At 44.0% G+C, this 14,097-nt stretch carries 11 protein-coding genes; all 11 read left to right on the top strand.

Annotation, left to right across the window (positions count from 1 at the left end):
• Positions 1-126 precede the first annotated feature (126 nt).
• The 11 genes from rpsB (at position 127) to rimP (ending at position 14,090) form a co-directional block, all read left to right on the top strand.
• On the top strand, positions 127-828 hold the full coding sequence (gene rpsB, locus PODO_RS17860; RefSeq protein ID WP_036688493.1) for a 30S ribosomal protein S2: 702 nt from the start codon (positions 127-129) through the stop codon (positions 826-828).
• Positions 829-960: 132 nt separating this feature from the next.
• Entirely contained in the window at positions 961-1,611 is a 651-nt protein-coding gene (tsf, locus tag PODO_RS17855) for a translation elongation factor Ts (protein ID WP_036688492.1), read from the top strand.
• Positions 1,612-1,713: 102 nt separating this feature from the next.
• Positions 1,714-2,442 carry a UMP kinase gene (gene pyrH, locus PODO_RS17850; protein ID WP_036688491.1) on the top strand — a complete coding sequence of 243 codons (729 nt, stop codon included), beginning with the start codon at positions 1,714-1,716 and terminating at the stop codon, positions 2,440-2,442.
• Positions 2,442-2,996 (top strand): ribosome recycling factor, encoded by a 555-nt coding sequence (frr, locus tag PODO_RS17845; RefSeq protein ID WP_036688489.1) that lies wholly within the window; start codon positions 2,442-2,444, stop codon positions 2,994-2,996. The genes pyrH and frr overlap by 1 nt, the downstream gene beginning before the upstream one ends.
• Positions 2,997-3,074: 78 nt before the next feature.
• Positions 3,075-3,842 (top strand): undecaprenyl pyrophosphate synthase, encoded by a 768-nt coding sequence (locus PODO_RS17840; protein ID WP_036688488.1) that lies wholly within the window; start codon positions 3,075-3,077, stop codon positions 3,840-3,842.
• A 20-nt stretch (positions 3,843-3,862) separates the two neighbouring features.
• Positions 3,863-4,666, top strand: a complete 804-nt coding sequence (locus tag PODO_RS17835; RefSeq protein ID WP_038571935.1) for a phosphatidate cytidylyltransferase — start codon at positions 3,863-3,865, stop codon at positions 4,664-4,666.
• 23 nt (positions 4,667-4,689) lie between these two features.
• The gene (locus tag PODO_RS17830; protein ID WP_036688483.1) at positions 4,690-5,829 is read left to right on the top strand and encodes a 1-deoxy-D-xylulose-5-phosphate reductoisomerase; all 1,140 of its coding nucleotides are present in this window, start codon (positions 4,690-4,692) and stop codon (positions 5,827-5,829) included.
• Positions 5,830-6,076: 247 nt separating this feature from the next.
• Positions 6,077-7,351 (top strand): RIP metalloprotease RseP, encoded by a 1,275-nt coding sequence (gene rseP, locus PODO_RS17825; RefSeq protein WP_038571933.1) that lies wholly within the window; start codon positions 6,077-6,079, stop codon positions 7,349-7,351.
• A gap of 25 nt (positions 7,352-7,376) precedes the next feature.
• Positions 7,377-8,825: a proline--tRNA ligase gene (gene proS / locus PODO_RS17820; RefSeq protein WP_036688477.1), complete on the top strand. Its 1,449-nt coding sequence runs from the start codon at positions 7,377-7,379 to the stop codon at positions 8,823-8,825.
• A 269-nt stretch (positions 8,826-9,094) separates the two neighbouring features.
• A complete protein-coding gene (locus PODO_RS17815; RefSeq protein ID WP_038571931.1) occupies positions 9,095-13,423 on the top strand; it encodes a PolC-type DNA polymerase III in 4,329 nt (1,442 codons plus the stop codon).
• A gap of 199 nt (positions 13,424-13,622) precedes the next feature.
• A complete protein-coding gene (rimP, locus tag PODO_RS17810) occupies positions 13,623-14,090 on the top strand; it encodes a ribosome maturation factor RimP (RefSeq protein WP_036688473.1) in 468 nt (155 codons plus the stop codon).
• Positions 14,091-14,097: the final 7 nt, after the last annotated feature.

Raw genomic sequence — 14,097 nt, 5'->3', positions numbered from 1 at the left:
TGACGGTGTTAAAACACACGCCGGTTGATTTCGACAAGGGGTGCTTTCTTCAGAAGAAAGTCTTGCTGAAAGATGACGCATGGCGGAGGAGACACACAATAAACCAAACTTAGGAGGTGTGTGAAGATGGCAGTAATCTCCATGAAACAGCTTCTAGAAGCTGGGGTACACTTCGGTCACCAGACTCGTCGTTGGAACCCAAAGATGGATCGTTATATCTTCACTGAAAGAAACGGAATTTACATTATTGACTTGCAAAAAACAGTCAAAAAGGTAGAGGAAGCTTACAACTTTGTAAAAAGCGTCGCTGGTGACAACGGCACAATCCTATTCGTAGGAACAAAGAAACAAGCTCAAGATTCCGTAAAAGAAGAAGCAGAACGTTCCGGTATGTTCTTCATTAACCAACGTTGGTTGGGCGGAACGCTTACTAACTTCCAAACTATCCAAAAGCGTATTGATCGCTTGAAGAAATTGGAATCTTGGGAAGAAGACGGTACTTTTGAAGTACTACCTAAGAAAGAAGTTATCCTTCTTCGCAAAGAGAAAGATCGTCTTGAAAAATTCTTGGGCGGTATCAAGAACATGAAAGGTCTTCCAAGCGCGTTGTTCATCATTGACCCGCGTAAAGAGCGTATTGCAGTTGCAGAAGCTCGCAAATTGGGTATTCCAATCGTAGCTATCGTTGATACTAACTGTGATCCAGACGAAATCGACTACGTAATTCCAGGTAACGACGACGCTATCCGCGCTGTTAAATTGTTGACTGGTAAAATGGCAGACGCTGTTGTTGAAGCTCACCAAGGCGAAGACACAACTACTGCTTAAGTAGCGACTAGCACATACAAGAACTTAAATGAAAAGGGTGGTTGGCAGGTGGATAACCTCTCACTGCCCTTTTTTTAGGATAAAGGCCTTGAATAATGTAAGAAAACGACAATTACCTGGAGGGAATAAACAATGGCAGTTGATGCAAAAGCAGTAAAAGAACTTCGTGAAAGAACAGGCGCTGGTATGCTTGATTGTAAAAAAGCGCTTGAAGAAGCTAATAACGATATTACTAAAGCAGCAGAATTGCTTCGTGAAAAAGGTCTGTCCGCAGCAGCAAACAAAGCAGGACGTATTGCTACTGAAGGCGTTGTAGAATCTTACATTCACGCTGGCGGCCGCATTGGTGTACTTGTAGAAATCAACTGCGAAACTGACTTTGTTGGTAAAACAGATTCCTTCAAGGAATTTGCTCGCGATATCGCTATGCAAATCGCTGCAGCAAACCCTCGTTATGTTCGTCGTGAAGAAGTACCACAAGAAGATGTTGAAAAAGAAAAAGAAATCCTGAAAGCTCAAGCTTTGAACGAAGGTAAGCCTGAGAAAATCATTGAAAAAATGGTTGAAGGACGTATTGGTAAATATTACGAAGAATATTGCTTGCTTGAGCAAACTTTCGTTAAAGACCCAGACAAAACAATCTCCCAATTGTTGAATGAAAAAATCAGCACCATCGGAGAAAACATCTCGATCCGTCGTTTTGCTCGTTTTGAACTAGGCGAAGGTTTGGAAAAGAAAGTGGATAACTTTGTTGAAGAAGTTATGGCACAAGTTAATCAATAATAGCTTCATCATAAATATGAAGAATTGAATAAAGGCAAGCATCAGAAGAGCGGAACACGTACACGTAGTGTTCCGTCTTTTGCAGAAAGTGAGGGTATACATTTGGAACAGCCGGTATTTAAGAGAGTAGTCCTTAAGGTAAGTGGAGAGTCTTTGGCAGGACAAAACGGATATGGTATTGATGCCGACATGATTATTTCCATCGCTGAACAGATCAAGGAAGTTGTAGAACTTGGCGTTCAGGTTGCAATTGTTTGTGGCGGGGGTAACATTTGGCGCGGGATCGCGGGCAGCGCAAGCGGCATAGATCGCGCTACTGCAGATTATATGGGCATGCTGGCAACAGTAATGAACTCACTTGCTCTTCAGGACGCATTGGAGCAAATTGATGTGCCAACAAGAGTGCAGACTTCGATCTCGATGCAGCAAATTGCTGAACCATATATTCGTCGTCGTGCGATTCGCCACTTGGAGAAGGGCCGGGTTGTTATTTTTGCAGCAGGCACAGGTAACCCATTCTTCTCAACAGATACTACTGCAGCACTTAGAGCGGCAGAGATCGAAGCAGAAGTTATTCTGATGGCGAAAAATAAGGTTGACGGAGTATATTCTGCTGATCCGTTCAAAGATAGTACAGCTGAGAAATTCGAACAGCTTACTTATATGGATGTTCTGAATAAAAACCTCGGTGTTATGGATTCAACAGCTTCATCTTTATGCATGGATAACAATATACCGCTCATTGTATTCGCCATTACAGAACAAGGCAATATCAAACGTGTCGTTCTCGGTGAGAAGATCGGAACGATTGTTAAAGGGAGTGTAGATTAATGCCACAATCGGTCAAAAAAAATGCCGAAGAGCGTATGGACAAAGCGATTTCATCGCTGAAACGTGACTTGGCAACATTACGTGCAGGACGTGCAACAACATCGCTTCTCGATCGTATTCAAGTTGAATATTACGGAGCACCTACTCCAATTAATCAGCTGGCCAACATAAGTACTCCGGATTCCCGGACACTGTTGATTCAGCCGTGGGACAAAACATCGATGTCTGATATTGAACGGGCGATCATGAAATCCGATATCGGATTGACGCCAGCCAATGACGGCACCATTATTCGTCTTTCTATCCCTCCGCTGACTGAAGAGCGTCGGACGGACTTGGTTAAGCTGACTAAGAAGTTTGGTGAAGAAGCGAAAGTAGCGATCCGCAACATTCGCCGTGATGCCAACGATGATATTAAAAAGATGGAGAAAAACGGTATCTCTGAAGATGAGTCCCGTGGCCATCAGGAAGACATTCAAAAAACAACGGATAAGTTCATAGCCGAAGTTGACAAAGTGCTTGTCTCCAAAGAAAAAGAGATTATGGAAGTTTAATGATATTCAAGAGACTTAAGGCCCCTCCGTTAATGGTGGGGTTTGTCTCTTTCTGATAAGAGCTTGGAGGAAACGGAAATGATCAAACGGATTCAAGCGTGGCTGAGCCGTAAAGACAGGCAACAGTCAGTCGAGATTTCACCGGATAACATTCCCCGGCATGTGGCTGTGATTATGGATGGTAATGGACGCTGGGCTAAACGGCGCGGCTTACCGCGCGTTATGGGTCATCAAAACGGCATGAAGGCTGTCAAACGTGCTACGATCGCTGCAGACGAATTAGGTATTAAATACTTAACGATGTATGCGTTCTCGACAGAAAACTGGATACGCCCGAAAGAAGAAGTCGATTACTTGATGCGTTTGCCTGGGGAGTTTCTGGCGATTGAGCTTGATGAGCTAATCGAGAAGAATGTTCAAGTACGCATGATGGGTGACGCTGACGCTTTACCTTCATATACCCGTAAGGCTATGGAAGAGGCGGTAGCTCGAACAAAAGAGAATACTGGATTGATCTTAAATTTTGCTCTTAACTATGGTGGACGCAATGAAATAGAAGGCTGTATGCGCAGTTTAGGGAAAGATATCCAAGCTGGTATATTGTCGCCAGAAGAAATTACATCAGAGTTGATTAACAACAGACTATTAACTGCTGGTTTACCCGATCCTGATTTGTTGATACGAACAAGTGGAGAAATTCGGCTTAGCAATTTTATGTTATGGCAGATTGCCTATAGTGAATTGTGGTTTACTGATGTGTACTGGCCTGAGTTCGACAAAGAGCATTTGCATCAGGCCGTTGCTGAATATCAACGACGAACACGCCGTTATGGTGGACTGAAGTAGCTTGTTAGGAGATGGAACCTTTGAAGCAGCGATTGATTACCGGAATTGTTGCCGGAGTATTATTTTTAGGGTTATGTGTACTGGGAAACTGGCCGTATCAGGTTCTGCTTATTGCTATGGCTCTTATAGGTTTTTATGAATTTGTCAAAATGATAGGTATTCCTACGCTTTCCGGTACTACTGTTCTGGGTTACGCAGCTATTCTAAGCTTCATGATCCCATGGAATTTGCTTGGTGTTACTGCGCCGTTGTCCTGGGAGCAAGGGATTTGGATTCTGCTGTTATTGTTCCTTCTGGTCACCGTTTTTACTAAAAATAAATTAGATATTCGAGTAACAGCCTTGCTGTTTACTGGTATAGTATACATTGGAATGGGCTTCTCTTATATGGCCGTGGCTCGTGCATCGGATGACGGACATGGTTTGTTCTGGACTTTTTTGCTCCTGTTCTGCATTTGGGGCAGTGATGCGGGGGCATATTTTGTAGGCAGAAGCTTTGGCAAGAACAAGCTCTGGCCGGCCATCAGTCCTAACAAAACGGTGGAAGGTGCTGTTGGCGGGGTACTGATCTCGATGCTTATTTCTATCGTGTTTGCGCTGCTTGCTCCTGAACACTTGACGATAGGACGAGCGTTGCTTATTGGGCTTTCTTGTGCGATATTAGGACAGCTTGGAGATCTTGTGCAGTCAGCTTATAAACGTGCGTATGGCATTAAAGACTCAGGTACACTTTTGCCAGGGCATGGCGGTATTCTTGATCGATGTGACAGCTGGATTATCGTATTTCCATTCGTACATATTGTAATGCTTATGCCTTACTATTAAACGAAGGGAGAGAGAGTATAACTATGAAAAAAATAAGTGTTCTAGGTTCGACGGGTTCGATCGGCACTCAGACTCTAGATGTCATCGCAATGCACCCAGACTCTTTTGAAGTAGATGGCTTGGCGGCCGGAACAAATACAGCATTATTACTGGAACAAGTTCGTCGTTTTAACCCGCGTAGAGTCTCTGTGGCAACGAAAGAGCTGGCAGATGAGATTAGATCCAGCCTACCTTCTGGTATAGAGCTTTACAGCGGGAATGAAGGGCTTGTTGAAGTGGCGGCTGGCGGCGATGCCGAAATGGTCGTAACGGCTGTTATGGGAAGCGTAGGGCTTCAATCAACACTAGCGGCAATTGAAGCCGGCAAACATATTGGACTCGCCAATAAGGAGACATTAGTAACGGCCGGACATTTGGTCACTGATCTTGCTAATCGTAAGGGAGTTAAGCTGTTGCCGATTGATAGTGAGCATTCAGCTATTTATCAATGTCTCAATGGCGAGAATATCTCAGATATTGCCTACATCACTTTAACAGCATCCGGCGGCTCATTCCGTGACTTTACGCGTGATCAGCTTAAGGATGTGACGGTAGAAGATGCGCTTCGTCATCCGAATTGGAGCATGGGCGCGAAAATAACGATAGATTCTGCTACAATGGTGAACAAGGGCTTAGAGGTTATTGAAGCGCATTGGTTATTCGGTCTTCCGTATGAACAAGTGAATGTGCTGCTGCACCCGGAGAGCATCATTCACTCTTATGTTGAATTCCGTGACAGCAGTATTATTGCCCAGCTTGGCAATCCCGATATGCGTGTCCCGATTCAATATGCACTTACTTATCCAGATCGTTGGGAATCTCCGGCACAGCGTTTGTCGTTAGCTGAGATAGGACGTTTGACCTTCCGTGAAATGGACTTTGAACGTTACCCTGCACTGAAGCTAGCGATAGATTGCGGAAAAGCTGGTGGAACGGCGACTACTGCTTTCAACGCTGCGAACGAAATAGCAGTTGCTCGATTCTTAAGTCATGAGATCTCGTTCCTGCGTATTGAGGAGATTATCGGAGAAGTGCTAGATTGTCATAATAACGAGCATAATCCGAATCTGGAACAAATTGAATCCTGTGATAGACGTGTTCGAGAGCTGGCAGCTACGCTGTAGAACGTAGAAAGATCTCCTTTTAAAAATATAAGAAAGTATAAGTTTCACTTTATACATTATCCTTATATTTCTCGCGTAAACGCGTACCGTCTCCTTAAGGAACACTGATGGCGTTATTGCTTGACTGGAAATACTTACTTTGCCCTAAAAATAGGTTGGGACAGTTGATTCTCTTGTGCCTGATCGGAGAATAATGATAAATTAAGAGGACATACTTCGGTCTTACACCTAAAGGGGGATGATACGTTTGGAAATGGTTCAGGTCGTTTTTTTAACGGTGCTCATGTTTTTTGTACTTGTGACTGTACACGAATGGGGTCACTATTATTTTGCCAAACGCGCCGGTATTCTCGTGAGGGAATTTGCTATCGGTTTCGGTCCGAAACTGTTTTCTTATAAACGGAATGAGACTCAGTTCACTCTTCGCTTACTGCCTTTTGGCGGTTATGCCCGCATGGCTGGTGAAGATCCTGAGATTGTCGAGATTGGTTCTGGACAGACCATTGCGGTAAGGCTCGGACAAGACAATAAAGTTAAAAACATTTATCTGGATGCACTAGACACCCGTAGAAATGTTATCCGTGGTGAGGCGCTGAGTACCGATCTCGAAGATAAATTGCAGATTACCTTAGATGTGGACGGAGAAGTTACTACTTATGATGTTCATCCGCAAGCGATGATGATTAAAGGGACGCAACAGACACAAATTGCACCTAAAGATCGTCAATTCGGCAGCAAGACCGTGGGTCAGCGTGCGTTGGCTATCGTTGCGGGTCCTGTGATGAACTTTCTGTTAGCCTTTGTACTCTTCGCCATTCATTTGCAAATGGTCGGGATTCAAGTTGAAAATCCTACTTTTGTTAAGATTGGCGACGTCTCCGAAGGAATGCCGGCGCAAGAAGCAGGACTCCAAAAGGGCGATATCATTGTCTCCATCAATGGTGAGAAAATCGGTGCTGATTACAAAAAAATGATTAGCTTGACCTCGGAGTCCAAAGGTAAAGAAATGAACTGGACGCTGCAACGGGGAGAAGAAACCCTTAACGTTAAGCTAGTTCCTCGTAGTATGGAAGGACAAGAAGGCGGTAAAATAGGCATCACTCCTGAGCTACCTACTCGTAAAGCTGGTTTTGGCGAGACGATAACAGGTTCAGGAAAAGCTATGGTCGATACGACAGAAGCTATCTTTTTGGGCTTTAAACAATTGATCAATAAATTCAATATGGATGATATTGGAGGTCCGGTTCGTACGTTTGAGGTAACCGGTCAAATTGCTCAACAAGGTATTCAGTATCTTACATACTGGGCCGCTATTTTGAGTCTATATCTGGGGATATTTAACCTCTTGCCGATTCCGGCACTCGATGGAAGCCGTCTGGCATTCCTAGGTGTTGAGGCACTGCGTGGCAAACCTGTGGATCCGGGTCATGAAGGCATGGTTCACTTTGTAGGTTTTGCACTGCTATTTTTATTAATGATTGCTGTTACGTATAATGATATTTTACGTTTGATCAGCGGCTAATTTTCTTCGGGAGGCATTCCATTACATGGCTAAAGATAAACAATTCGTTACGGAAATCACGCCGCAAAGCGAGGATTTCTCACGCTGGTATATTGATGTTATTAAAAAAGGAGACTTGATGGATTACTCTCCTGTTCGTGGCTGTATTGTATTTAAGCCAGAAGGCTATGAAATATGGGAGCATATTCAGGAGGAAATGAACCGTCGCCTCAAGGAAACTGGGCATCGAAACGCTTATTTTCCAGTGTTCATTCCAGAGAGTTTCTTTCAGAAGGAAAAGGATCATATTGAAGGCTTTAATCCAGAGCTGCCATGGGTAACAGAAGCGGGTGGTGACGTACTTGAGGAACGTCTCGCAGTTCGTCCTACTTCAGAGACCATGTTCGGCCACATGTACTCTAAATGGATTCAATCTTATCGTGACCTTCCTGTACTTATCAATCAATGGGCGAACGTGGTTCGTTGGGAGAAACGTACATTACCATTTATCCGCACGACTGAGTTTCTTTGGCAAGAAGGGCATACCGCGCATGAGAATGAAGCGGAAGCTCGTGAAGAAACTATGCGGATGCTGGATAACTACCGTGATTTTGTCGAGACCTATCTTGCCATTCCGGTTATTACTGGACAAAAGACACCTTCCGAGCGTTTTGCCGGTGCGGTAGATACGTATTCTATTGAAGCGATGATGAAGGATGGACGCGCTGTTCAGGCTGCTACTTCACATTACCTCGGCACCAAGTTTGCCACAGCTTTTGAGATTCAATATTTAAGCCGTGACAATAATTTGGAGTATGTACACACTACTTCATGGGGCTCAACCACTCGCTTGATTGGCTCCTTGATTATGGTACATGGAGATGACCGCGGTCTTGTTCTGCCGCCTAAGGTAGCTCCAACGCAAGTTATTATGATTCCTATCGGACCTCCTAAGACCCGCGAAGCTGTGATTGGGCGGACGGACGAGCTGTTCAAGGAATTGAAGAATGCTGGCGTTCGTGTACGTGTGGATGATCGTTCAGATGTTACTCCAGGCTGGAAGTTTAATGAATATGAAATGCGTGGAGTGCCAGTACGTTTGGAGCTTGGACCACGCGACATGGAGAATGGCGTCTGCGTTCTCGTCTCACGTGTCACCGGTGAGAAGAAGGTTATTCAACAGGAAAACCTCGTAGAAGAGGTTCAAACAATGCTTGAACAGGTTCACAACGAAATGTTCGAACGTGCCCTGAAATTCCGCGAGGACCACTTCTATTCTGTGGATTCCTTGGAGGAAATGAAGGCTTCGATGGATGAAAAACGTGGATTTGCTCTAGCTGGATGGTGTGGTTCCGAAGAATGCGAGTCCAAAGTTAAGGAAGAGACAGGTGCGGGTAGCCGCAATATTCCTTTTGATCCAGCGGAGACTAAGCAAGTCTGCATTTGCTGTGGCCAACCAGCCAAGCATACTGTGGTTTTTGCAAAGGCATATTAATCTTTAGGCACCGATCAACAGTCTTGTAGTATTTTAATTTAGCTTCTGGAGAGAGGAGTCGGCGGGCCGTAAGAACCCAATGCTTTTTGAAACCAGAAGCTTTTTAAAATATAAGAATTTATAGGAATTCGCTATAAATTATCCTTATATTTTTACGAGAAACAGTTATCGTCTTTAAAAGGCGACAACATCGTTTCTTCTTATCATATTGTACTTTCACTGTATATCATGGATAGTTTTAACTGGGTTATTAAAGGTGGGAGGAAAGCATGGAACAAAACCAGGAGAGAAGAAAAAGGTTCGAGCTCTTGATGAAGCAGGGTGAAATTCCGCCTGCAATCATGGATCCCTACTTTTTAGACGGGTATATAGAACGTGTTGAGATCAGTCGCGGCAACCGGGACTGGCAAATCGTTATTACGAAAGAAAGTCTGGTTCCAGCACAGGTATATCGGACATTTAGCCTTAGAATGCGGGAGAAGCTACAGCATATAGCTAAAGTAAGCTTTTTGTTCCTATATGATGAGAAGGTTAGTAGAGCGGAGCTTGTCCAAGAATATTGGGGACTGTTTTTGGAGTGGGTGCATCGGGAGATTCCATCGGTTAATGGCTGGCTGACACGTTCTACCCAAGAGCTTAAAGATGACACTTTAATGCTGACGATGAGTGATTCCACTTCTATGGAGTTGGCTCGCAAAAAAGGCATCGATGGAGCAATTATTAAATTTTATGATAAGTATTTCGGTCTCTCCTTAAAAGTTAAATTACTAATGGCGGAGAACGAAAATAATAATGTTGAAGCATTCGAAGAATTTCAGCAAAAGCTTCAGCAAGAACAACGCGAGATTGTTGAGCAGATGATGACTGCTGTGGAAACAGAAGCTCCTGCTGATGATAGCGATCCTAATGAAGTAATTAAGCTTCAAGTGGGGTATGAAATTAAGGAACAGGCTGTGCCGATTCTTGAAATTCAAGATGAAGAGAAGAAAATTACAATTCAGGGTACCATTTTTGGTCTGGATCGTAAGGAGCTTCGCAATGGCAGTACCTTGTTCACTTTCAGTCTGACCGATTTTACGGATTCTCTACAAATGAAGATGTTCGCGAAGACTAAAGATGATCTGAAGGTTATGAGTCAGCTAGCTAATGGCAAATGGGTAAGAGCACGCGGGAAAGTAGAATATGACCGTTTTATGCAGATTCCTGAGCTCGTGATGATCCCTTCGGATTTAACGGAAGTTAAGGCACCGCCTGCACGTAAAGATACTGCTCCTAAGAAACGGGTGGAATTCCACCTTCACACTACGATGAGTACGATGGATGCGGTCACTCCGATCACTACCTATGTCAAAACAGCTGCCCAGTGGGGTCATCCTGCGATTGCTATTTCTGATCATGGTGGCGTTCAGGCTTTTCCTGATGCAAACCATGCAGCTCATAAGCATAAGATAAAAATGATTTATGGTGTGGAAGCTAATGTTGTGAATGACTCTGTGAATATTGTCGAGAATGCTCAGCCTTTGGACTTGAAGACAGCTACCTATGTAGTGTTTGATATAGAAACCACGGGTTTATCGATTACCCGCAATAATATTACGGAGCTGGCGGCCATTAAAATGTGCGAAGGCAAAGAAGTAGACCGTTATTCTACTTTTGTTAATCCGCATGAGAAAATCCCTTATCATATTCAGCAATTGACCAATATTACGGATGAAATGGTTAAGGATGCTCCTGATCTTGAACCAGTACTGCGTAAGTTTGTTGAATTTGTGGGTGACAGTATCCTTGTAGCTCATAACGCCAGATTTGATATGGGTTTTATTCAGGCCTCGTTACGTAAAATAGGTGAACCTGATCTTCCGAATCCATCTCTTGATACGCTTGAGCTCGCTCGCTTACTATATCCAAGCATGAAGAATCACAGGCTGAACACATTAGCCGATAAATATAAAGTTCTTCTGGAGAGCCATCACCGTGCGATTGATGATACCATAGCACTCGGCGGTATATTAACAGGATTGCTCGCAGATGCTGAAAAGATGAAGGGCATGACCCGCCTTGATCGGCTAAACGATTATGTGGGTAATGATCTTTCGAACACAAGACCGTTCCACTGTAATATTTATGCACTTAATCAAATAGGCAAAAAAAATCTCTATAAGCTCATTTCCATGTCACATACGGAATATTTCAAACGTGTACCTTGTATTCCAAAATCCAAGCTGGAAGAGCATAGAGATGGACTGCTAGTCATTTCCGGTTGTGAACGTGGAGAGTTTTTTGAAGCAGTACTCAACAAAACGACTGAGGAAGCCATGGAGGTTGCTCATTTTTATGATGTGCTGGAGATTCAGCCATTGACCATGTACATGCACTTGGTGGACAAGGGTTTTGTAGCAGGCCCTGATGAGCTTCGCGATGTAGTCCGCAAGGTTTGCGAAATAGGGGAACAGTTGAATAAACCTGTTATCGCAACGGGGAATGTGCATTATCTTGAACCCCGGGACAAGCTGTATCGTGATATTACGATTAATGGGATCACAGGCTTTAGTCCGCTTAAAGACCAACGCAAACCGGATGCACACTTCCGCACAACGGATGAAATGCTGTCTGAATTCGAATTTCTCGGTGCTGAAAAAGCGATGGAAGTCGTTGTCACAAATACAGTTGAGCTGGCGGAGCGTTTTGAAGAACTGGAGCTATTTCCAGATAAGCTATTTACACCAATTATTGACGGGGCGGACGAAGAAATTCGCGAGACCTGCTACAATACAGCCAAATCCATTTACGGTGAAGAGCTGCCTGAAGTAGTTATTGCCCGTTTGGAGAAAGAGCTTGCACCGATTATTAAATACGGGTTCTCTGCCAACTATTTGATTTCTGAACGTCTCGTAAAAAAATCAAATCAGGATGGGTATCTCGTAGGCTCGCGGGGTTCCGTAGGTTCTTCTGTAGTCGCTACATTTCTTGGGATTTCAGAAGTTAATCCTTTGCCTGCGCATTATATTTGCCTAGATCCCGAGTGTCGCCATAGTGAATGGTTCCTTGACGGTAGTGTGCGGAGCGGATTCGATTTACCAGATAAAGTCTGCCCGGATTGCGGTCAGAAGCTCAAAGGTGAAGGCCAGGATATTCCGTTCGAGACCTTCCTTGGATTTAAAGGGGATAAAGTCCCCGATATCGACTTGAACTTCTCAGGGGAATATCAGCCGAATGCACATAACTTTACCAAAGAAATGTTTGGTGAGAAAAATGTATTCCGTGCCGGAACGATTGGTACCGTAGCTGAGAAGACAGCCTTCGGATTTGCAAAAAAATACGAAGAACTGCACCAGAAACGTTGGCGTGGAGCTGAAGTTGGCCGTCTGGCGGCTGGCTGTACAGGCGTTAAACGTAGTACGGGACAGCATCCGGGTGGTATAGTCGTTGTTCCAGACTATATGGAGGTAGAAGATATTACGCCAGTACAATTCCCGGCAGATGATGTCAATGCTGAATGGAAGACCACACACTTTGATTATCACGCTTTTGACGCGAATTTGCTGAAGCTTGATATTCTGGGTCATGATGATCCGACGATGATGCGGATGCTTCAGGATTTGACAGGTGTTGATCCAACTTCTATCCCGATGAATGATCCGAAAGTAATGAGCATGTTTAACTCTACAGATGCACTTGGAGTAAGACCTGACGAAATCAGATCACCGGTTGCGACCTATGGTGTGCCCGAAATGGGTACCAAGTTCGTACGTCAAATGCTTATTGAGTCGAAGCCGTCCAGCTTTGCTGACTTACTGCAAATATCAGGTTTGTCTCATGGTACTGGAGTTTGGCTTGGTAACGCTCAAGAGCTTATAAAGAATAACACTTGTAACATTAAGACCGTTATCGGTTGTCGTGATGACATCATGCTCTTTTTAATTTATAAAGCGGGAATGGATGCGAGCTTGGCCTTTAAAATTACCGAGAGTGTTCGTAAAGGTAAAGGTTTGTCTGACGAATGGATCGAGGAAATGAAAAAGTGCAAGGTCCCACAATGGTATATTGATTCTTGTCTAAAGATTCAATACATGTTCCCGAAGGCGCATGCTGCTGCATACGTAATTTCTGCAGTACGTACCGCCTACTTCAAGCTGTATCATCCTATTGAATATTATGCGACTTATTTCTCTGTACGTGCGGCAGATTTTGATATTGAATTGTGCTGTAAGGGGTATGAAGCCATCAGCCGTCAGATCGTAGAAATTGAGCAAAAAGGATTTCAAGCTTTGCCTAAGGAAAAGGCTATGTTGCCTGTCCTTGAGATGGCTTTGGAGATGACGGCACGTGGGTTTACATTCAAAAACATTGATCTTTACCGCTCAGAAGCGAATAAGTTTATTGTTGATGACAAGAGTTTGATTCCTCCGTTTTCCGCATTAGCGGGAATTGGTGAGAATGCTGCTATCAACATAGCTGCTGCGAAAGATGCTGGAGAGTTCCTGTCTATTGAAGATTTCCAGCAGAAATCAAAGGCAAGTAAGACGGTTATTGAGCTGCTGACTGGCATGGGCTGCTTCCGCGGCTTACCGGAAAGCAATCAACTTTCCCTATTTTAAAGGCTTTAACAACACTTATTTCATGGCTAGAAAAGAGTGCTCCAAAGGGGGAGTCAAGGGCTAGCACTTGTCAGTCCAGTTTCCCTATGGTATAATTTCTTTGGTAATAATGAGATAAGTCCGTTGTGTAAAGAGTGGGGAAACCCACTCTTTATCTTTGGTATATAGCAAAAGACAAGTTCGTGGAGGTAATTTTCTTTTGAGCACACCCAAATCTAAAATTAAACAAACGGTAGAGCAGATGCTCGGGCCCTATCTCGACGACAATGGTTTCGAACTGGTGGACGTTGAATACGTGAAGGAAGGCTCCAATTGGTTTCTGCGTATATTCGTAGATAAAGAAGGCGGCATTGATATTGATGACTGCGGGATCATTAGCGAATATTTCAGTCAGAAGTTAGATGAGAATGATCCTATTCCTGAGGCATATTTCCTTGAGGTTTCCTCGCCGGGAGCAGAGCGTCCTCTCAAAAAAGCTGCGGATGTAGCTAAAGCGGTAGGTAAGGACGTGTATGTGACTGTTTATGAGCCGATTCAAGGACTCAAAGAATTTGAAGGTCGTTTGCTCTCGTTCGAGAACGAGGAACTGCTCATCTCCGCGGGCAAAAAAGAACATGCAGTACCGTACGCCAAGGTCGCAAGTGCGAGATTGGCCATTATTTTTTAACGTCTTG

Source organism: Paenibacillus odorifer (genome assembly GCF_000758725.1).
Lineage (GTDB): Bacteria > Bacillota > Bacilli > Paenibacillales > Paenibacillaceae > Paenibacillus_AQ > Paenibacillus_AQ odorifer.
Note: the sequence above shows the minus strand (reverse complement) of the source record. Positions and strands in the feature narration are given on the sequence as shown.